The sequence below is a fragment of the Proteus genomosp. 4 str. ATCC 51469 genome (assembly GCF_003144375.1).
Classification (GTDB): domain Bacteria; phylum Pseudomonadota; class Gammaproteobacteria; order Enterobacterales; family Enterobacteriaceae; genus Proteus.
Genome location: NZ_PENV01000003.1, coordinates 203,416 through 225,637, shown reverse-complemented (window position 1 = coordinate 225,637; position 22,222 = coordinate 203,416). Strand labels below are relative to the sequence as shown.

Below are 22,222 nucleotides of genomic sequence, written 5' to 3'. Positions count from 1 at the left end.
AAACTCAGCAGTAAGCCTTTTTTTGAGTGATTTTTCACCAAAAAATGATTTATTTACCTTAACAACACCATGGTATTTCAGTAATGTTAAGGTTAGTCATAAATCTGTCATAAAACTGCATCATAATCATTTTGACCCTCTATATACATTACACAGGATAGAGTATGACAAGGCGTATTCTTGTTGTTGAAGATGAAACCGCAATTCGAGAGATGATCTGTTTTGTTTTAGAACAAAATGGTTTTCAATCAATTGAAGCAGAAGATTATGATTCTGCATTGAGTTTTCTTATCGATCCTTACCCTGATCTGGTTTTATTAGATTGGATGATCCCCGGAGGCTCCGGTTTACAGGTAATAAAACAGATGAAGCGAGAGAGTAATACTCGTGACATTCCTATTATTATGTTAACGGCAAAAGGGGAAGAAGAAGATAAAGTCCAAGGCTTAGAAACGGGAGCTGATGATTATGTTATCAAGCCCTTTTCACCTAAAGAGCTTGTTGCCCGTGTGAAGGCAATTTTACGGCGTTTATCACCGATGTCAGCGGAAGATATCATTGAATTCAATGGATTATCGCTTGATCCTGTTTCTCATCGAGTAACGAGTCAAGATAAACCGATTGATATGGGGCCTACCGAATTTAAACTCCTGCACTTTTTTATGACTCATCCTGAACGCGTATATAGCAGAGAACAACTGCTAAACTATGTTTGGGGAACGAATGTTTATGTCGAAGACCGTACCGTGGATGTGCATATTCGTCGTTTACGTAAAGCCATTGAAGAAGATGGTCATGACCGAATGATACAAACAGTACGTGGAACGGGATATCGCTTCTCTGCCCGTTTCTAAGTCAATATGGGAGTAATCGTCAGGTGTTAGAACGACTATCATGGAAAGCCCTCGTCTGGGGGCTATGTCTATTTTGCTTACCTGCCTTTGTATTATCGCTTTTTATTGGCCATCTTCCTTGGCTACTGGTGGTATCACTTCTTAGCGCTTTGGTTTGGCATGCTTATAATTTGATGAAATTGTCTAAATGGTTATGGCTCGATCGCTCAGTCTTACCCCCTGAAGGCAGAGGAGGATGGGAGCCTATTTTTTATGGTATTCGACAAACACAGCAACGTAATCGTAAGCGACGTCGAGAATTAGGTGATTTAATTAAGCGTTTTAGAAGTGGGGCTGAAAGCCTACCTGATGCGGTTGTAATGATGACCAATGAAGGTAATATTTTTTGGTGTAACAGCTTAGCTCAACATTTATTAGGTTTTCGCTGGCCAGAAGACAACGGGCAAAATATTTTTAATTTATTACGTTACCCAGATTTCTTGCACTATTTTACCGCAGGCGATTTTAGTCACCCTTTAACGATTTCTCTTAATAATGGCTCTATTGTGGAATTTCGTGTGATGCCATATAGCGAAGATCAGCGCCTAATGGTAGCGCGAGATGTGACAGAAAAAAATAAACTAGAAAATGCACGACGTGATTTTTTTGCCAACGTGAGCCACGAATTAAGAACGCCTTTAACCGTTATTCAAGGCTATCTTGAAATGATGGAAGAAAATAGTGCAGAAAAACCCGCAGAACATAAAGCGATAATGACAATGCAGGAACAAGCTAAACGGATGGATACGTTGGTAAAGCAGCTCTTACAACTTTCCCGTATTGAATCAGCTCCTCATATTGATTTAAATAAGATTGTCGATATACCCGCCATTTTAACCTTATTGCAACAAGAGGCAAACTCACTAAGCCAAGGCCAACATCATATTACCTTTGATATTGATGAACAGTGGGCTGTACGTGGTAATGAAGAGCAGTTGCGTAGTGCCGTTTCTAACTTAGTCTATAACGCGATTAATCACACAGAAGAAGGCACAACAATAAAAGTTAGCTGGAAGAAAATTCCTCAAGGTATGTTATTTAGTGTTTCCGACAATGGTTCAGGGATCAGTGCTGAACACTTAACACGTTTAACAGAACGTTTTTACCGTGTTGATAAGGCACGCTCTCGTCATTCTGGTGGAACAGGATTAGGGTTGGCAATTGTGAAAAAATCACTGCTTCATCATCATTCACAATTGAATATTGAAAGTAAAGTTGGGAGTGGAAGTACGTTTTCTTTTATTCTGCCTCAAACCTTACTATCTGCTAAAAAAGTACACTAATCAGCTTTTTTATTTAAAGCCTTTATCATCTAATGTTTAATTTGTGATAAAGGTTTTTGTCTTTTTATCACTTTTTTCGATGTCAATAAAAACTAATATCGTAGCGTTAAATTTTAATATTATTAATTAATAAGAACTTTAAATATGGCTAATGACCAATATTATTGGTGATAAAACGCACAAATCATATCATGTATATTCGGTGATATATGATAGTTATAACTACCTCTGAAAAATAGTTTAGATGATTATTCTGGTTTTTGGATTGGCTATTGCCTTTTTTCATTATAAAAGTTTTACTTGTGCCCAGTTATCGGCAATTTTTTCTATTTGATACCTAATTGCTCTGCATGAAATGATTATATGTGGATATTATCCTGAATAATAATGATATGAGCTCAAATAGATATTGTTGATTTTATGTTGCGCCATCTTGGCGTTATTTAACCATTATTGTAACTACATATTAACAAAACTTATGGCACATAGATTAACTTCCAGAGATATTCTGGCATTAGGGTTTATGACCTTTGCCCTTTTTGTCGGTGCTGGCAACATTATTTTTCCTCCTATGGTGGGTTTACAATCCGGTGAATTTGTTTGGACAGCTGCAATCGGCTTTCTTATTACTGGTGTTGGTTTACCTGTATTAACCATCGTTGCATTAGCTAAAGTTGGTGGAGGCATTGAAGCATTAAGTACACCTATTGGTAAATCAATGGGGCTGTTATTAGCAATTGTTGCTTATCTCGCTGTTGGTCCTCTTTTCGCAACACCACGTACTGCAACCGTCTCTTTTAAAGTGGGTATTGCTCCTTTAGTGGGTGATACTGAAATGTCATTGCTGATTTATAGTATTGTCTATTTTTTAATTGTTATTGGTATTTCGCTTTATCCGGGGAAATTACTAGATAGTGTTGGTCATATATTGGCACCGATTAAAATTTTGGCATTGGCGGTATTAGGTGTTGCCGCGATATTTTGGCCTGCTGGTGGTGCTATTCCTGCTACAGAAGCTTATCGAGATATGGCATTAACTCAGGGCTTTATTAACGGTTATCTCACCATGGATACATTGGGGGCTATGGTTTTTGGTATCGTGATTGTTAATGCGGCTCGTTCTCGAGGTATTGATAATTCATCGCTGTTGACGCGTTATACTATGTGGGCGGGAATTATTGCAGGTATATTATTAACTGCAATTTATTTGAGTTTATTTAAATTAGGCTCTAGCAGTGGCAGCATTATTCCGGGCGCTCAAGATGGTGCAGATATTCTACATGCTTATGTTCAATATACGTTCGGTAACTTTGGTAGCTTCTTCTTAGCTGTCTTGATCTTCTTAGCCTGTATGGTGACAGCGGTTGGTTTAACCTGCGCATGTGCAGAGTTCTTTAGCCGTTATTTGCCTATCTCTTATCGTGTATTAGTGTTGATTTTAGCGATATTCTCAGCTGTTGTTTCAAATTTAGGCTTGAGCAAACTGATCGCGTTTTCTATCCCTGTGCTGATTATGATTTATCCACCTTGTATTGTGATTATTTTAATGAGTTTCACATTACGCCTGTGGAATAATCCAAGCCGTATTATTGCACCAGCAATGGCGGTTAGTTTGTTTTTCGGTATTTTTGATGCCATTAAAGCATCTGATTATTTGAAACACTTATTACCAGAATGGGCGACAAAACTACCGTTGAGTGAGCAAGGTTTAGCGTGGTTGATCCCAGTATTAGTGACGATTGTTGTCTGTGGTATTTACGATAAAGTGGCAGGCTCACAGAGTAAAAAAGTGATCCATACTGAAGCTATCAATAAGTAATAAAATACATTGATTACAAAAGTAAAAAGGGAAACGAAAGTTTCCCTTTTTTAATGATATATATTTGAGGTATTAATTAACAGAAGTCGAGTTCTGTTTTCTGTGCAACAGGATGCTGGTCTTCATCTAAATAGTAATGAATACCAGCGACGATCCCATCTTCACCTTCATAGAAGATTTTAAAGCGAGTACGATTGCCGTCATGATAAGCAATAATTGCACTACCGCCTTTTCCTAAGCAGAACTGATGGAGATCACCTGTTGAGATACAAATACTGTCGTCGCCAGATACCGTGACTTTACAGTTATCACCTGTATTAATGGCTACAGAGTTATTTCCTGTAACATTGATTTGCGCTAAATCACCTGTGTTGGTGACTTTTGCTCGATCTTGAGAGGCCGTAATAAAATTACGCATACCGCTATTGGCGATATGAACGCCATTACCTGAGGCATAAATTTTGACATCATTGCCACTATTACAAATACGAGAGCGTCCACCTAAACTACCAATACGACACTGATTTCCTGTATTACACACTTTTCCTGCAAAACCAGTATTCATCAATTGATTGCTATAGCCTGTATTAGCAATGCTATTTTCATCGCCAGAAAATGCCACAATGTTATTACTACCACATAAAGCGAGATCGGCGCTGAGTTGCTGGCTTTTTAAAATTAGCTGATGCCATTCGGTAGAGAATTGAATATTTTCAGCGCTAGGCAAGGTGTTGTGGTATGGCAAGCGTTGTAATGTGACACCTTGTTGTTGTTCATCGCTGAGTAGGAACAAGATGTTTTCCATCACTTCTTGTTCCTGTTTGGCAAAGGAGGCTTCACTAAAATGACGTAAATAAATATATTGAATAAAGCTTTCTATCCATTGTGTACGACGTTGTTTTATTAACTCACAATGGATAGCACTGTAAGTGCCCCCATCAGGAAAATAACGTAAAAACCAACGATAAAGCGAAGTTGAAACATGCAGTTGTCGTAAGTCTTCTTTTGTTAATGTGATATTTTCCTTTGAAGGGACTGACATATAAGCTCCTTAATAAATCTCTTTATTAGTGTCTGTGATAACCATCAACCATACTGCGAAATGTTTGGAATGGTGTTCTTCCGGTTGTACACAGATAAAGGTGACCAATGATAAAAAAGACACTACATACCGCTAATATTTGGTGTGCAATTAATAACCAAGCTTTAAATGTTACGGCATCAGCAGGAATAAACGCTGGGTTTTGAAGCAAAACACCGGTTATTAAAAGCAGTGGAACTAATGCATACATCACACCTAAATAAGCCATTTGTTGCAGTGGATTAAATTTCACATTTGGAGTTGCTGGGAAAGGATGATCTTCTCCTTTAATAATTCCATAGAGATAAAAACGGGTTTGCATAAAAGCACGTTGAAACCAGTTTTTACCATCAATGCGATAAAATTTACCATTACCGCCGACAAGATTAATGAATACAAAAGATAACCAGCACACCAAGAGAAGATAACCACAGATTTCATGCACACTGACTAATAACGCTGTATCGTGAGCAGAAAGTAGGGCGAAATGGTTAATGCCACCACTAAGAAGCAATAAAATAAATAAAGAGGCGTTACTCCAATGCCATAAACGTACGGCTTTAGAGTAAAGGTAGAGCTTCTCTTCTTTATGTGATTGACCATGTGGTGTAGCAAAGCGATAGCGTAAAAAACCATGAAGTGCGAGCACGAGTAGCATGCCAACGAATAATACACCCGCAACAATAAGCCAAAGCGGTAAATAATCTGGTGTATAAATTAAAACATACTCTTTTAGTGCAGCTTGGAACTGGGCACTGTCTGGCATGGTATTGACGATACTCATACTTTACCCTCCTCTTGAACATGAGGCCCTACACGGCGATAGAGATGGGGTTTTCCTACACCATCAAGTTGATAAATATAATAATCGTGTGTTTTAAGCCATTCTTGAATTTGAGGGCTGTCTTCTCTACCAAATAACAAGGCATTTTGTGGACAAGCACTCACACAAATTGGTGGGAAACCTTTTTGTAATCGAGACTCAAGACAAAAATCACATTTATCAGCAACATGTGTCACTGGGTTAAGATAACGTACTTGGTATGGACATGCTGATATACAGTAGCTACAGCCAATACATTTCTCTTTATCTACACGCACAATACCATTGGTTTCATCACGCCAAGATGCACCTGTAGGGCATACAGGAATACAAGGAGCGTCTTCACATTGCTGGCAAGAGTGTCTAAAGAAATGGTACTTATCGTTGTCTTCTTTTAGGCTTAATGGAATATGAGCAATATCCATTCTTGCCATTCCAGTTGGAACTTTATTTAATCGACGGCATGCAGTGGCACAAATATTACAACCATTACAAAGCGTCTCATCATGGATCATGGCATAACGGATTGGTTTCTTTTCAGCGGTTGCCGCAAGTGCACTTCCTAGTGGCGCACTGAAAAAAATGACCGATCCCATGCCTGCTACAAATTTACGGCGAGAAACACGCATTATTTTTGCTCCTCAGTCTGATGATGTTGTAATACCCACATGACATTTCGTGGATAAGATAGAACGTTAAGGATTTTCATGTTGTTCTACCTCTATCCATTCAGTTAAGCCTCGAGCTTTGCCATAACTCATTAACCTATTGCTAAAGAGATAAGGGGCATCGTTAGACGCTAAAACTTGTTGAATATCTTGAAAGTCAGGGTGGTCTTTCATCAGTGTCAGTGCATCTTCGATCTCTGAAGCCGTATAGTGAAAGGGTTCAGACATCAACATGCTTTGTTTCAATGGACGAGGATAGGTTTCGCACTCAAATCGAACAACACCAGCAATTGCGGTACAAATATCAGCGTGACGATTTAATAATTGCAATTGTGCGAAGTTATCTGACATAAATTCATCAGAGTAAAAATAATCCTCACCATTGAGACTTAAATGGGCGATATCAATAAACTCGTCGCTTTTTAACGCGGTTTCTAACTGCACAATATCTTCTTGAGTAAGAGAATAGGGCGCATCATACAGCGTTGAAATAGCTAGCAGTTCACCTTCTTTTGAACATTGACGTATTGCATTCGCTAGATGTTGTTCAGCAGATAATTCTGCGATTTCTTCAACCTGTTCTTCCTCAAGTACCGTTGTGGTGTTAGTACTGCGTCCAACACCTGTTTCTGATAGTGGCAGTAGCCAACGGCGGCGAGAGATATCAGGTTGCTCTAACGCAATATCTGCATCATCAGCAATATCGGGTGGTATAGAAGCTGATGCATTTTGTTCTATCATCATGATCTCCTTCTTTTACCGATTAACTTGGTAATAAACCACGAGACGCTAAATCGTCAGCAATATCTTGCAATCCAAGGCGAACCAACGTTTCTTTTGTTGGGCAACCTAACTGCGGGTCCCAGCCCATTTCTTCATAGAACATGGTGAGAGAAAGCTGCATATCTTCTCTATCCATTTTGTCTGTACCTTCAGTAAAGACAGGAATATCAGGATCTTTATCAAATACCCATGAGCAAATTTGGTCATGTTCGTTACGCATATCCATGGTATTCATTAATTTAACGGTATAAGCACGGTGTAAAGTGAAGATACGCTCTGAGGCTAAATCCAGATCTTTAGAGGTTGTTGGTTCACCTGTAATAGCGGTAAAGAATTTAGCTTCCATTTCTAAGTCACCACGATAATTGCGGCTTTTATGAGGTGAAACTGTCATTGGCCAAACCCAGTTACATAAAGTGACTGCATCGTGTAAGCAACTACGTAAAATTGTCCATTTGGTGTACGCAATTTTTGCTTTATTGATTGGTGTGTAGTTTTTGGTTTCATCAAAAGCATCACCTGAACCAAATAGCTCACCAGCAATCTCTTTTTGCAGTTTCAGAGGTAAACCGCTACCGATATAGTTGATATGGGTATGTGTCATCGCATCGCGGTTAAACATGCAGTTAACGATAGAACCGACTTGGGCAGAGGCTTCATTGGCGTGGTGAATAGGGAAGCCCATTGGTGACCAGAGTTTATTTTTCTTGTTCGCCCAATACTCTTCACCTAAATTCCAGCGTTGTGCAATTAGGTAAGAGCCATCAGCTAGGTGACTAAATTCACCTTTACGGTGCGCTAAGCGATAATAGAAATCTTTGATAAATTCAGGATTACCTTCTTCAAGCTTATCCCAAGGAATATCATTATATTCCTCTTCAGAAAGAACGCGTTTAAAGACACCATGGGTGTAGCAATAAGTGAAGTCACGATGAAGTTGGCCGTAGTTACACCATAACCCCATATCATCAAAAATATTCAGACCCACTAAGTTACCAACAACGTTACCATCCCCTTTTTTCTCTACATCTTTTGGGCCATTAGGGAAAATAGTTGTGTGAACAAAGTTAGCAACACAAGTATTACCACCTGTTTGTGGTACACCAAATTTTTTCGCTTGTGGAACGTTAAGTTGTGCCATACAGCGAATAGGGCAAGAGTGACATCCCCCCATTTTGACAGTGTATTCTTCTGCTTCAGGGCCTAAGTCAAAGGTGGATTTCATGGTTCTGAAACCGACAGTATTGATATCACCAGGGGGAATCTCACCAGTTTCAATTGGGCCGCCTTCAGCAGCTCCCCAATACAGTCCTTTACGTGCGGTCCAACGAGAGCCTGGATCTGAATACTCAGCCCAAGATTGTGGTGTACTTGGTACAACGTGGTTGTTATTGGAGCCAATTAATTGCGTCATCATGTAGTCGTTAAGCTCTTTTAATGCTTTACGATCAGCAACGTTAACGCCACGGCTACCTTCTACCACAATGGCTTTTAATTTTTTAGAACCTAATACTGCACCAACGCCAGCACCACCACTGTGGTTACGGCTATTAATAATGCCAGATAAAGGTACAAGGTTTTCACCAGCAGGACCAATGGTTGCAACACAAGCTTCAGGGCTTGTTTGAGCACATAACTCTTCTGTGGTTTGGCGAACGCCTTTACCCCATAAGAAAGAGGCATCTTCAATAGATACTTGGTCATCATCAATATGGATCCAAACAGGCTTATCTGATTTACCTTCAATAATCAGAGAGTCATAGCCTGCAAATTTCATCCATGCTGCAAAAAAACCGCCCATATGAGCATCAACAACGAGATTGCCACGAGTAAAAGTGGAAAGAGAGGTGATATTGACGCGAGAGCTACAAGGCGCGCCTGATCCAGTTAAAGGCCCTACAGCGAAGACAACTTTGTTTTCTTCATCAAAAGGTTTAACTCCAGGACCAACTTCGTCATACATAATTTTATAACCAAAGCCCATACCACCAATTAAGGATTTAAATTTACTTGAGCTTTCACGAGTGATGGCACCGGTAGTTAAATTGATTCTTAGAATATTTCCAGTCCAGCCGTTAATCATAATATTGCTTCCTAATCTAAATGTGGTTCAGTGATGTGATTGTATGGATTTTATTAAACAGTAATTTCTTTCCATTCAATGATTTGCAACGCACCAGTTGGGCACGCAGATGCACACTCACCACATAAATTACATTTGCCGGATTTTTTAGTTTGTGGATTGACAGTTGCCATCATCCACGGGCAAGCCGTTGTACAGGCAGCACAACCAATGCAGCGGCGTGTATCTACGACAATACAACCAAACTCTTCTTGATAACGGATAGCTTTTACAGGACACACCTTCATACATTCTGGATCTTTACATTGACGACAAGTATCCGTTGTAAAGTTTAAATCGCCATAAAGCCCACCACCGGAGCCAATACCTTTATCACCAAAATAGAAATGGCGATGAATTTTTGTTCGAGAAAAGAAGGAACCAACACTTCCATCGTTCCATGTTGTACATGCTGTTTCACAACGGTGACAGCCAGTGCAACGTGCTCGATTAGTAACTAAAACGCCTTTAGGTGTTGTGGTTAATTGAATGATGCCGCTGTCTATTTCTTCTTGCTTACAACCTAAAAGAGAAAGCAATGCGGGTGCTATAGTGATCCCTGCAAGCCCTTTACCGGATATTCGCAGAAACTCTAGTCTTGATAGCCCAATATCTAATATTGGACGATGATGTGTATCAGACATTAATATTTATCTCCGCTTAACTAATTTAATAAGAAATAAGTTGTGATGATAAATTATTTATTTATCCGCTTGCTTTACCGTTATATAAAAAATATAATAACGCTATCGTTAAGGGATATATTATAAATTTCAACTCTTTTTATGATAAAAATACATTGTGATGAAATGTTAAATATTTGTATTTACAATGTGTTATCTCCACTTTTTGCGTATTTTTATTATCCTCTCTGATAGTGTGGGTATTAATAAATTAATACTGTGACTGCTATCATAGAAATAAAAATAGCGCATGTTATTAATTTTATTTAATTAAATGATTATTATTTTTATCTGTAATTAAGAAAGAGAATAAATACCATTTATATATATTCTATTATTGAAATTAAATTAAAGGTGATTTGCTCTTATATTCTATCTAATATTATTGTTTTAATAATAAATTGATATTTGATGTTAATTATTTATTTAGTCAAAAATTGATATTGATTATTATTAATAGAATAATATATGAATAAATTGTAAAACCATGACTAGATCATTTTTATAAAAAAAGAAACCTTTTCTAATTGAGAGAAGGTTTCTTATATTAATATCATTATGAGGTTTAGGGACTAGTAACCTACAGCTTTCCCCGCCGGGCGACGAACATCATTTGATCCATAAAGATAACCTTCACGTACTGCACCAGAAACAGCAGAATCATTGCCTGATGATGCAGGGATAACACCTTCTTCTCCAGGAAGCCCAACCATAATGAGTTCAGCGGCTCCCCATGGGGTTTGTTCTACCATTTTATATCCCATGGCAGAGAGTTTTTCTAAAGTGTCTTTTGATAATCCTCGTTGCTCATAATAAACCTCATCCGGTAACCATTGATGGTGAATGCGAGGGCTATTAACTGCTTCTTGTGGGGGCATTCCAAACTCAATGATATTAAGTGCCGTTTGTAAGGTGATCGAGATAATACGTGAACCTCCTGGCGATCCTAAAATAAGGAAAGGTTTGCCTTCTTTAGTCACAATTGTTGGGCTCATTGATGATAGTGGGCGTTTTAATGGTGCAATACTATTGCGTTCACCTTGCACTAAACCATAGAGATTTTTTTCACCAACTTTGGTTGTAAAATCATCCATCTCATTATTGAGGAAAAAGCCAGTGCCAGGGGCAATAACAACGGCACCAAAGCGACCATTAATGGTGTAAGTGGTCGAAACTGCATTGCCATCTTTATCCATTACTGAGTAGTGTGTTGTTTCAGGACTTTCATGAGGAGCTATGCCGGGTTGTACATTTTCTGATGGCGTTGCTTTATTCGGTTTAATTTGTTGGCGAAGTTCGGTGGCGTAAGCTTTACTTAATAACTTTTCTGTTGGGTTTTTAATAAATTGGGGGTCACCAAGAAACGTATTTCTGTCCATATAAGCATGGCGCATTGCTTCTGTCAGAGTATGAACATATTCAGCCGAGTTAAAGCCCATCGATTTAAGATCGTAACCTTCTAAAATATTCAACGTTTGACAGATAGTGACACCCCCTGAACTTGGCGGTGGTGCAGAAATAAACTCATAACCTCGATAAGTGCAGGTGATAGGTTTGGTTTCTGTAATCGTGAAGTTAGCAAAATCTTCTTGAGTTAATAGGCCATTATGTTGTTTCGATGCTTCTTCAACTTTTTTAGGGATTTCACCTTGATAAAATGCATCAGCACCTTGATTTGCAATTAGTTCAAGTGTATTGGCTAAGTCAGTTTGAATGAGACGATCACCGGGCTGCCATGGCGTTCCATTTGGCTTTAAGAAAATTTTTGCCGATTCAGGATCTTGCTTAAAGCGTTCTGTTGTTGTTTCTAATACATCCGTATCAGCACGCGTTAAAATATAGCCTTCTCTTGCAAGCTTAATGGCTGGCGCCATGACATCCTTGCGTGAAAGTGTACCGTATTTTTCTAACGCAGAATCAAGACCTTTGACTGTACCAGGTACACCTGATGCAAGATAACCGTATAAACTGGCATCTTTAATTAAATTACCTTCTTTATCTAAATACATATTTTTAGAAGCTGCAGTGGGTGCTGTTTCCCTAAAATTAATAAAGGTATTTGTGCCATCAGCAAGGTGTATGGTCATAAAACCACCACCACCAATGTTACCACAGCAGGCATTTACTACAGCTTGCGCATAACCAACAGCAACAGCTGCATCAATGGCATTCCCTCCTTTTTGTAAAATATCATTCCCTACTTGGGATGCTAAATGTTGAGAAGAGACAACCATACCATGTTGTGCTTCAACCGCAGGCTCATAGGCTGCATAAAGTGAGTGTGAAAAAAGGGTAGTGAGTAACAGCAGGTGAGTTCTTTTTATAATAATCATTATTATCTCCATTAATAACAGTGAGTTATCTTGAATAAAGACAAATAAAATAGGAGTGGTATACGCTGTTATTAATATTAATTAACAATTGCGTAACAATAAGTATAGAGAGAGGTTATTGCTGAGGAGAATTTTTTTTGATGTGATGATCACAAAATTCTCTTTAAGCTGGAAAATAATAAGATTATGGATAATTAATAATGGTAATAAGGGGATGAGCTAAGAATAGCTAAATGTGGCGATAAACAATAAAAAAAGCCTGTTTTCACAGGCTTTTAGAAATGCTTTAGCTTACTGTTAAATTACAGTTTGCCAGAGTTTGCTTTTAGATATTTAGCAACGCCGTCTGGAGATGCGCCCATACCTTCTTGACCTTTTTCCCACTGAGCAGGGCAAACTTCGCCGTGTTCTTCGTGGAATTGCAGAGCGTCAACCATACGGATCATTTCATCAATGTTACGACCTAATGGCAGATCGTTAACAACTTGGTGACGAACAATACCTTCTTTGTCAATCAGGAATGAACCACGCAGTGCAACGCCAGCTTCTGGGTGTTCAATACCGTAAGCTTTGATGATGTCATGTTTGATATCAGCAACCATTGGATATTTAACTTCACCAATACCACCGTCATCAATAGGAGTTTTACGCCATGCGTTATGAACGAATTCTGAGTCCATAGAAACACCGATGATTTCAACACCGCGTTTTTTGAATTCTTCAAAACGGTGATCAAATGCAATCAGTTCTGAAGGGCAAACAAAAGTAAAATCCATTGGCCAGAAGAAAATAACGGCAGGTTTGCCTTTGATAAATGAATGCAGGTTGAAATCGTTAACAATTTCGCCATTACCTAAAACGGCAGCAGCTGTGAAATCAGGGGCTTTGCGAGTAACCAGAACCATAATGTACTCCTGTAAATTGAAAGAGTTTATACTCGTCATATTTCAAGTTGTAGCGTTGTTGACTACGTTCATTCGCACTAGTCACATACTTTTGTATGCTCCTAGCGGCTCATTTACTTGTCGCCTAGCCACATCTTGAACTATTTAGAGCAAATTCAGGGGGTATACCCTGTTTTTAAATAATGACTACAGCATAAATAATCAATCGCTATTGATAAAGTAAAACAAAACAATCTATTTAATAGATTATAACTATCAACTTAATACAACAAAGTAGGATTATTTATGACTCCTTGTATAACCATTCATTCTAATCAACTTTGAAAATGAATACTATGCTTGTTAACAAATCGTTACGAATAATATGATAAATTGACTTAGCATCTCTTTGATATCACGAATGTAATCCTACGATATGACAACAAGATGAAACTCAAAATAGCGGTTAAATGTATCAGTTATCCAGTTGATGATGTTGTGCTCTTTCTAGCAATTGTGGATAAAATTGCCAGAAAATCTCACTTAATTCATCATAATGGGTTTCAAGTGCAATATAAGAGCCAGCTAGCGCACTTAATCGTGGCCTTCTTCTCGCCATTCCTTTTAATGTTTGAGCTATATACGTTTTATCAGCGTAACGAATTAACCAAGATTGTGACCACAAATATTCGTTGAGTTCTTGAAATTTTTCAGGTGTTTGCCATAAATCTGGCTCAATAATATTTCGTGTTTTAGTGACGAATTCAGTTAAAGACATGTCTGGTTCGAATTGAGGCCAATTTAAGGAGAGAAAATGGTCCCAAAAGACATCTAAAGTTATAGGGGCGACTCGACGATATTCAGCAGGGAACAACAAACGAGCTTGTTTAACTAACGGGTGAGTGTCTGTGAGTACATCGATGCGTCTATGCATGCGAATGCCCTCAATAACAGCTTGGCTGTAATCAGAGCTAGGCGTGCCTTTGACGTAATCTGCCATCATATTGCCTAATAGAGAGCTTTTTGCTCTAAAGGCCAGATGTAGGTGAGCGAGATAATTCATTGGATCATCATAGCGCTTTTTGAATAAAAAAGGGCTTCTTTGTTGCACTGATAAGCTGGCAGCACTAGACTAGTCCGCCTGTTTTTTATGAAAGTAGTCGTTTAATTATGCGTGTATCAGACTTTACATTTGAATTGCCAGAAGCCTTGATTGCTCACTATCCACAACCTCAACGCAGCGGTTGTCGTTTGCTCTCTTTAGAGGGTGAGACTGGTGCTTTATCACACGGTATTTTTACCGATGTGTTAGATAAAATAAATGCTGGTGATCTGCTGGTTTTTAATAATACTCGCGTGATCCCTGCGCGTATTTATGGCCGCAAAGCGTCAGGCGGTAAAATCGAAGTGTTAGTTGAGCGTATGCTCGATGAGCATCGTGTGCTTGCTCATGTTAGAGCCTCTAAATCGCCGAAAGAAGGTGCAGTTCTTGTGTTAGGCGAGGATGAAAGTGTACAAGCAACTATGGTTGCGCGTCATGATACGCTTTTTGAAATTCGCTTTGATGATGAAAGAGATATTCTCACCATTCTGAATAGTATTGGGCATATGCCTTTACCTCCTTATATTGATCGTCCTGATGAAGAATCGGATAAAGAGCTTTATCAAACGGTCTATAACGAGCGCCCAGGTGCCGTTGCTGCACCTACCGCAGGATTGCACTTTGATGAACCATTACTTCAAGCCTTAAAAGAAAAAGGGGTTGAGATGGCATTTGTCACACTGCATGTTGGCGCAGGAACTTTCCAACCTGTACGTGTTGATAATATTGAAGAACACACAATGCATTCTGAATACGCAGAAGTGCCACAAGACGTGGTTGATGCTGTATTAGCGTGTAAAGCGCGCGGTAATCGTGTGATTGCTGTAGGCACAACTTCTGTTCGTTCATTAGAAAGTGCAGCGAAAGCAACAAACGATGCGTTAATTGCTCCTTTCTTTGATGATACTCAAATCTTTATTTATCCTGGTTACCAATACCAAGTTATTGATGCGTTGATTACTAATTTCCATTTACCAGAATCAACATTAATCATGCTGGTTTCTGCTTTTGCTGGGTATAAAAATACCATGAATGCTTATAAAGAAGCTGTTGAGCAAGAGTATCGTTTTTTCAGCTATGGTGATGCGATGTTTATTACGCGTAATCCTTTAGCTATCAATGAAAAAGTCGGACAAGAATAAAGATTTATTATTCTTTTTAACGATTTTCTTCATTTTATGAAGTGTTATTTCAATTTTATGGCTTAATCCCTTTGACTAAGCATGGGTTTTTGTTGAAGTAACATATACAGCCGTCTAACAAATGATTAGAATGTGCTGTTTTTTATTGCGCATTGGACTGTTTTTCTGATGCTTGGAGGATGAGTGAAATACGAATTAGATAAAACCGACGGTAATGCTCGTCGTGGTCGCCTTATTTTTGAACGTGGTGTTGTTGAAACACCTGCATTTATGCCAGTGGGTACTTACGGTACTGTAAAAGGAATGACGCCTGAAGAAGTTAAAGCGACAGGCGCGCAAATTCTTTTAGGTAATACCTTCCACTTATGGTTACGCCCAGGTCAAGAAATCATGAAATTACATGGTGATTTACATGATTTTATGCAATGGCAAGGCCCTATCTTAACGGATTCAGGTGGTTTCCAAGTCTTTAGTTTAGGCGCAATGCGTAAAATTAAAGAAGAAGGTGTTCACTTTCGTAACCCTATTAACGGTGAAAAGATTTTCTTAAGCCCAGAAAAATCAATGGAAATCCAGTACGACTTAGGTTCTGATATTGTGATGATTTTTGATGAATGTACGCCATATCCGTCAGACTGGGATTACGCAAAAAATTCAATGGAAATGTCATTACGTTGGGCTAAACGTAGTCGTGAACGCTTTGATGAACTCAATAACAAAAATTCATTATTCGGTATTATTCAAGGCGGTGTTTACGAAGATTTACGTGATATCTCCGTAAAAGGGCTAGTCGAAATTGGTTTTGACGGTTACGCTGTCGGCGGCCTTGCAGTCGGTGAACCTAAAGAAGATATGCATCGTATTTTAGAGCATGTTTGCCCTCAAATTCCTGCGAATAAACCGCGTTATTTAATGGGGGTTGGTAAACCAGAAGATTTAGTTGAAGGTGTGCGTCGCGGTATTGATATGTTTGACTGCGTTATGCCGACACGAAATGCACGAAATGGTCATCTGTTTGTAACTGATGGTGTGATAAAAATTCGTAATGCAAAACATCGTTCAGATACATCAACATTAGATGAACATTGTGATTGCTATACTTGTAAAAATTATAGCCGCGCTTATTTACATCACCTTGATCGTTGTAACGAAATTTTAGGCGCAAGGCTGAACACTATCCACAACTTGCGTTATTATCAGCGTTTGATGGCTGAAATTCGTCAGTCTATTGAAGATTCGCGTTTTGAAGAGTTTGTACATGAATTCTACGAACGTATTGGAAAACCCGTACCACCGCTAAATGGCAGTGCGAGTAAGTGTGATTAATGTATACGAGAAAGCCCAATTCTGTGTATGATATTGGGCTTATAACTTGAATATCGTCGATATCGACAACAATGAGGAAAAGTGAATGAGTTTTTTCATTTCTGATGCTGTAGCTTCTGCTGGACAAGCAGCACCTGAAGCTAGCTTTATGTCTATTTTACCGATGTTAGTGATCTTTATTCTGATTTTCTATTTTATGATCCTACGTCCACAGCAAAAACGTACTAAAGAACATCGTAAACTGATGGATTCTATCGGTAAAGGTGATGAAGTTTTAACAACGGGTGGTTTAATCGGTCGTGTTGTTAAGGTTTCAGATAACGGCTATATCGTTGTTGCTCTGAATGAAACAACTGAAGTAACTATCAAACGTGACTTTGTTGCCGCTGTATTACCTAAAGGCACAATGAAAGCTATTTAATTACATTTCCCCAAAGGGAAAAGGGAACTGCCGTGCTAAACCGTTATCCTTTGTGGAAGTACCTGATGTTGATAGCCGCTATCCTCATCGGTCTGCTTTACGCACTTCCTAACCTATATGGTGAGGATCCGGCTGTTCAAATCACTGGCGCGCGGGGAACCGCCGCCAATGAGCAAACACTGGATCAAGTTCGATCTTTATTAGATAAAGAAAAAATTGAAGCGAAATCTATTGCACTTGAAAATGGTGCAATCTTGGCTCGTTTCGGTAACCCTGACATTCAATTACGTGCTCGTGAAGTGTTGTTGCCTGCATTAGGCGACCAGTTCATTGTTGCGCTTAACCTTGCACCGGCAACACCTAAATGGCTAGAAGCCATTGGCGGTGAACCGATGAAACTAGGGTTAGACTTACGTGGTGGTGTTCACTTCCTAATGGAAGTTGATATGGAAACTGCGCTAGGTAAACTTCAAGAACAAAATGTTGAAAGTCTGCGTACATTATTACGCGATGAAGGCATTCCGTATTCTTCTATCCGTAAAACGGATAACTATGGCGTTGAAATCCGTTTCCGTAACTCGGATGATCGCTCTAAAGCTTCAGATTACCTGACTCGTCGTAACCAAGATCTCATTTTTAGAGATGGTGCTAATAACTCATTAAGAGCTATTTTTACTGATGAACGTTTACGTGATGCGCGTACTTATGCAGTACAGCAAAACATTACCATTTTACGTAATCGTGTTAACCAGTTAGGGGTTGCTGAGCCATTAGTTCAACGCCAAGGCGCTGACCGAATTGTTGTTGAATTACCGGGTATCCAAGATACCGCACGTGCTAAAGAAATTTTAGGTGCGACAGCAACATTAGAATTCCGCTTAGTCAATACTACCGTTGATCCTTCTGCTTTAGAGACTGGCCGTATTCCGGGTGACTCCGAAGTGAAATATACCCGTGAAGGTAGACCAACTATTCTTTATAAACGCGTTATTTTAACCGGTGACCACATTACTGATTCAACCTCTCAGGCTGATGAATATGGTCAACCTCAAGTGAATATTTCACTTGATAGCGCGGGTGGTTCTATCATGTCTAACTTTACAAAAGATAACGTCGGTAAACCGATGGCAACTCTTTTTGTTGAGTATAAAGACAGCGGTAAACGTGATGAGAACGATCGCGCTGTATTGGTTAAAAGTGAAGAAGTTATCAACGTTGCGAATATTCAAAGTCGTTTAGGGAATAGCTTCCGTATTACAGGTATTTCAAATGCGAATGAAGCACGTCAATTATCACTGTTATTACGTGCTGGTGCGTTGATTGCACCTATTCAAATCGTTGAAGAAAGAACGATTGGTCCAACTTTGGGTCTGCAAAATATTACCCAAGGTTTAGAAGCGTGTTTATGGGGTCTGATTGCGTCAGTTGCCTTTATGATAATTTATTATCGTAAATTTGGTGTGATTGCGAGTACTGCATTAATGGCAAACTTGGTGTTAATCGTTGGGGTAATGTCACTATTACCGGGTGCAACACTGACCATGCCGGGTATTGCGGGTATCGTATTAACACTTGCCGTCGCCGTCGATGCCAACGTACTGATAAACGAACGTATCAAAGAAGAGTTACGTAATGGTCGATCAGTACAACAAGCAATCCATGAAGGTTATAAAGGTGCCTTCTCCAGTATTATTGATGCGAACTTAACCACATTAATTACAGCTGTGATCCTTTATGCAGTCGGTACCGGCTCAATCAAAGGCTTTGCTATCACAACTGCAATCGGGGTTGCAACATCCATGTTTACCGCTATCGTCGGTACTCGTGCGATTGTAAACCTGCTGTATGGTGGTAAACGCGTTAAGAAACTGTCTATTTAAGGAGCACGTTGTGGCACAGGATTATACTGTTGAACAATTAAACCATGGTCGTAGAGTCATTGACTTTATGCGTTGGGACAACGTCGCCTTTAGTATTTCGTTTCTGCTTTTGATAGCATCAATTGCTATCATTTCCGTGAAAGGATTTAACTGGGGACTGGATTTTACAGGTGGTACAGTAATTGAGATCAATCTCAGTCAACCAGCCGACCTTGATAAAATGCGTGATAGCCTAGATGCAGCGGGCTTTAAAGATCCTCTGTTACAAAACTTTGGTAGCAGCCGCGATATTATGGTGCGTATGCCTCCTGTTGAAGGACAGGCTGGTCAAGAATTAGGTAAGAAAGTTATCGATGTTATCAATGCTAAAGTTGATAACGATGCTGTGGTAAAACGTATTGAATTTGTTGGGCCAAGTGTGGGAAGCGAATTGGCTCAAACAGGTGCAATGGCGTTATTATCCGCACTTATCTGTATTCTTATCTATGTTGGATTCCGTTTTGAATGGCGTTTGGCGTTAGGTGCTGTTATTGCACTTGCGCATGACGTGGTGATAACACTGGGTGTTCTTTCACTGTTCCACATAGAAGTTGACTTAACCATTGTGGCGTCATTGATGTCTGTTATCGGTTACTCACTGAACGATAGTATCGTTGTATCAGACCGTATTCGTGAGAACTTCCGTAAAATTCGTCGAGGAACATCATATGAAATTATGAACGTTTCTCTGACACAGACATTAAGCCGTACCATCATGACATCAGCAACAACATTACTGGTTGTATTAATGCTGTATATCTTTGGTGGTTCAATGCTTCAAGGCTTCTCTTTAGTTATGTTAATCGGTGTTTCAATAGGTACTATTTCTTCCATTTATGTGGCTTCTGCATTAGCACTGAAAATGGGAATGAAACGTGAACACCTGATTGTACAGAAAGTGGAAAAAGAGGGTGCCGATCAGACAACACTCTTACCATAATAGAGCGTTTTTCTGATAAAACATCGCAAACACCCTGCCAGTGTATACTGACAGGGTGTTTTTTGTTCACTGAACAGGTACACTGTTTATGAGTATTGTCAAAAGTAGGAATAACTATGCATTGCCCATTTTGTGGAGCCGTAGATACCAAGGTAATTGATTCCAGACTTGTTGGTGATGGTTCACAAGTGCGCCGTCGTCGCCAATGTCTTGTTTGTCATGAACGTTTTACTACCTTTGAAGTAGCAGAGTTAGTGATGCCTCGTGTTGTGAAAAGTGATGAAATTCGTGAGCCTTTTGATGAAGAGAAACTTCGTCGAGGTATGCTTAAAGCATTAGAAAAACGTCCTGTTAGTTCGGATGATGTTGAAGCTGCGATAAGCCATATCAAATCACAATTAAGAGCAACAGGTGAAAGGGAAATACCTTCAAAAGAAATTGGCAATTTTGTAATGGAACAACTAAAAAAACTCGATAAAGTGGCTTACATTCGCTTTGCTTCTGTTTATCGTAGTTTTGAGGATATCCGTGATTTTGGTGAAGAAATCGCAAAATTACAGGATTAACATATTGATACTATGCCTTATTTAATTATTTGAAAAATAACGATAAATAATAAAATTAAATGTAATTATTATGACAAATAACAACAGCAACAACCAACACGAAAATGAAAGCCTGAACGATGAATACTACATGCGTCGAGCTATTGAGCTTGCTGCATTAGGTCGCTTTACAACATCACCTAATCCGAATGTAGGCTGTGTGATTGTTAAAGAAGGAGACATTGTTGGCGAAGGTTATCATCATCATGCTGGTGGCCCACATGCAGAAGTTAATGCGTTGAAAATGGCTGGTGATAAAGCAAAAGGGGCAACAGCTTATGTTACGCTTGAGCCTTGTAGCCATTTCGGTAAAACACCACCTTGCGCTGATGCTTTGATTAATGCCGGGGTAAAACGAGTTGTTGCTGCGATGCAAGATCCTAATCCTCAAGTTGCAGGTCGTGGATTGCACAAATTACTATCAGCGGGAATTGATGTCTCACATGGCGTATTAATGCAAGAAGCTGAAAAACTAAATGTTGGTTTTTTCAAACGAATGAGAACTGGCTTTCCTTACGTTCAGTTAAAACTTGGCGCGTCTTTAGATGGTAAAACAGCATTAGCATCGGGAGAAAGCCAATGGATAACGTCTAAAGCATCCCGCCGTGATGTACAAAATTTCAGAGCACAAGCAAGTGCTATCTTGACTACTAGTGCGACAGTATTAGCAGATGATCCCTCCATGAATGTGCGTTGGGATGAGCTTTCAGATGAAATCAAAGCTGTTTATCCTAAAGAAACATTACGCCAACCTATTCGTATTGTCACTGATAGCCAAAATAGAGTAACAGACAATCATAAAATTACTCAAATCGAAGGCGAATGCTGGTTAGCGCGTACAAAATCACAGCCAAGTGATTGGCAAGGCAATGTTTCAGAAATTCTATTACCAACGAATGGTAAAAACAGTGGTGTAGATTTAGTTTTATTAATGATGCAATTGGGTAAACGTAATATCAATACTGTATGGGTTGAAAGTGGGGCGTATTTTGCTGGTGCATTATTAGAAGCCGGGCTTGTTGATGAACTTATTATCTATATCGCACCTAAAATTTTAGGGAATGATGCACGAGGTTTATTTGCACTTTCTCCCCTTTCATCATTGTCCGAAGCACCTGAATTTACAGTAGATTCTCTTCAACAGATTGGCTCTGATATCAGAGTTTGTTTAAAACCCCGTTATTAATAGACGCAAATAAGTGTGTCTACGGCGCTATTTGTAGTAAAATAGCGCCGTGTGTGTTATTTCCTGTCGTTACGACATCGTTATCAGCCAACTAAATGCCTTGATTTATCAAGGGTTTTTGGCTCCTTTGCTGTGTAATAATAAAACAGAGCGCAGTAAGGGAAAGAATATGATAAAATCCGCGCCCCGCGGATAGGAGAAAAAGGTAA

General features: G+C 39.2%; 19 protein-coding genes. 10 read left to right on the top strand and 9 right to left on the bottom strand.

Features of this window, described 5'->3' with window-relative positions; genetic code table 11:
- Positions 1 to 164 precede the first annotated feature (164 nt).
- From phoB to brnQ, 3 genes are all read left to right on the top strand, one after another.
- Entirely contained in the window at positions 165 to 854 is a 690-nt protein-coding gene (gene phoB, locus DK866_RS05355; protein WP_109408022.1) for a phosphate regulon transcriptional regulator PhoB, read from the top strand.
- 23 nt (positions 855 to 877) lie between these two features.
- Positions 878 to 2,176 (top strand): phosphate regulon sensor histidine kinase PhoR, encoded by a 1,299-nt coding sequence (phoR, locus tag DK866_RS05350; protein ID WP_109408021.1) that lies wholly within the window; start codon positions 878 to 880, stop codon positions 2,174 to 2,176.
- Positions 2,177 to 2,654: 478 nt separating this feature from the next.
- A complete protein-coding gene (gene brnQ, locus DK866_RS05345; RefSeq protein ID WP_109408020.1) occupies positions 2,655 to 3,995 on the top strand; it encodes a branched-chain amino acid transport system II carrier protein in 1,341 nt (446 codons plus the stop codon).
- Between the two features lie 76 nt (positions 3,996 to 4,071).
- On the opposite strand, the gene ydhT is transcribed toward brnQ, so the two are convergent.
- The 9 genes from ydhT to DK866_RS05300 form a co-directional block, all read right to left on the bottom strand.
- Positions 4,072 to 5,037, bottom strand: a complete 966-nt coding sequence (gene ydhT, locus DK866_RS05340; RefSeq protein WP_109408019.1) for a protein YdhT — start codon at positions 5,035 to 5,037, stop codon at positions 4,072 to 4,074.
- A 25-nt stretch (positions 5,038 to 5,062) separates the two neighbouring features.
- Entirely contained in the window at positions 5,063 to 5,860 is a 798-nt protein-coding gene (phsC, locus tag DK866_RS05335; protein ID WP_109408018.1) for a thiosulfate reductase cytochrome B subunit, read from the bottom strand.
- Positions 5,857 to 6,528: a 4Fe-4S dicluster domain-containing protein gene (locus tag DK866_RS05330; protein WP_109408017.1), complete on the bottom strand. Its 672-nt coding sequence runs from the start codon at positions 6,526 to 6,528 to the stop codon at positions 5,857 to 5,859. The genes phsC and DK866_RS05330 overlap by 4 nt, the downstream gene beginning before the upstream one ends.
- 66 nt (positions 6,529 to 6,594) lie before the next feature.
- The gene (locus tag DK866_RS05325; RefSeq protein WP_227336436.1) at positions 6,595 to 7,308 is read right to left on the bottom strand and encodes a YdhW family putative oxidoreductase system protein; all 714 of its coding nucleotides are present in this window, start codon (positions 7,306 to 7,308) and stop codon (positions 6,595 to 6,597) included.
- Positions 7,309 to 7,330: 22 nt separating this feature from the next.
- Positions 7,331 to 9,433, bottom strand: a complete 2,103-nt coding sequence (locus DK866_RS05320; RefSeq protein WP_109408015.1) for an aldehyde ferredoxin oxidoreductase — start codon at positions 9,431 to 9,433, stop codon at positions 7,331 to 7,333.
- 53 nt (positions 9,434 to 9,486) lie between these two features.
- On the bottom strand, positions 9,487 to 10,116 hold the full coding sequence (locus DK866_RS05315) for a ferredoxin-like protein (RefSeq protein ID WP_006535141.1): 630 nt from the start codon (positions 10,114 to 10,116) through the stop codon (positions 9,487 to 9,489).
- Positions 10,117 to 10,727: 611 nt separating this feature from the next.
- Positions 10,728 to 12,488: a gamma-glutamyltransferase gene (gene ggt, locus DK866_RS05310; RefSeq protein ID WP_109408014.1), complete on the bottom strand. Its 1,761-nt coding sequence runs from the start codon at positions 12,486 to 12,488 to the stop codon at positions 10,728 to 10,730.
- A 302-nt stretch (positions 12,489 to 12,790) separates the two neighbouring features.
- Positions 12,791 to 13,393 (bottom strand): peroxiredoxin C, encoded by a 603-nt coding sequence (locus DK866_RS05305; RefSeq protein ID WP_109408013.1) that lies wholly within the window; start codon positions 13,391 to 13,393, stop codon positions 12,791 to 12,793.
- Between the two features lie 454 nt (positions 13,394 to 13,847).
- Entirely contained in the window at positions 13,848 to 14,435 is a 588-nt protein-coding gene (locus tag DK866_RS05300) for an ACP phosphodiesterase (protein WP_109408088.1), read from the bottom strand.
- 107 nt (positions 14,436 to 14,542) lie between these two features.
- Here DK866_RS05300 and queA point away from each other — a divergent pair, with 107 nt between their 5' ends.
- The 7 genes from queA (at position 14,543) to ribD (ending at position 22,013) form a co-directional block, all read left to right on the top strand.
- Positions 14,543 to 15,616, top strand: a complete 1,074-nt coding sequence (gene queA, locus DK866_RS05295) for a tRNA preQ1(34) S-adenosylmethionine ribosyltransferase-isomerase QueA (RefSeq protein ID WP_109408012.1) — start codon at positions 14,543 to 14,545, stop codon at positions 15,614 to 15,616.
- A gap of 183 nt (positions 15,617 to 15,799) precedes the next feature.
- Positions 15,800 to 16,942, top strand: coding sequence for a tRNA guanosine(34) transglycosylase Tgt (gene tgt / locus DK866_RS05290; RefSeq protein WP_109408011.1), 1,143 nt, complete (start codon positions 15,800 to 15,802; stop codon positions 16,940 to 16,942).
- An 85-nt stretch (positions 16,943 to 17,027) separates the two neighbouring features.
- Entirely contained in the window at positions 17,028 to 17,363 is a 336-nt protein-coding gene (yajC, locus tag DK866_RS05285; RefSeq protein ID WP_006535133.1) for a preprotein translocase subunit YajC, read from the top strand.
- Between the two features lie 32 nt (positions 17,364 to 17,395).
- Positions 17,396 to 19,243, top strand: a complete 1,848-nt coding sequence (secD, locus tag DK866_RS05280; RefSeq protein WP_075672033.1) for a protein translocase subunit SecD — start codon at positions 17,396 to 17,398, stop codon at positions 19,241 to 19,243.
- 10 nt (positions 19,244 to 19,253) lie between these two features.
- On the top strand, positions 19,254 to 20,222 hold the full coding sequence (gene secF / locus DK866_RS05275; protein WP_099074192.1) for a protein translocase subunit SecF: 969 nt from the start codon (positions 19,254 to 19,256) through the stop codon (positions 20,220 to 20,222).
- Positions 20,223 to 20,338: 116 nt separating this feature from the next.
- Positions 20,339 to 20,788, top strand: coding sequence for a transcriptional regulator NrdR (gene nrdR / locus DK866_RS05270; protein ID WP_006535128.1), 450 nt, complete (start codon positions 20,339 to 20,341; stop codon positions 20,786 to 20,788).
- Positions 20,789 to 20,858: 70 nt separating this feature from the next.
- The gene (ribD, locus tag DK866_RS05265) at positions 20,859 to 22,013 is read left to right on the top strand and encodes a bifunctional diaminohydroxyphosphoribosylaminopyrimidine deaminase/5-amino-6-(5-phosphoribosylamino)uracil reductase RibD (protein WP_167395473.1); all 1,155 of its coding nucleotides are present in this window, start codon (positions 20,859 to 20,861) and stop codon (positions 22,011 to 22,013) included.
- Positions 22,014 to 22,222 lie beyond the last annotated feature (209 nt).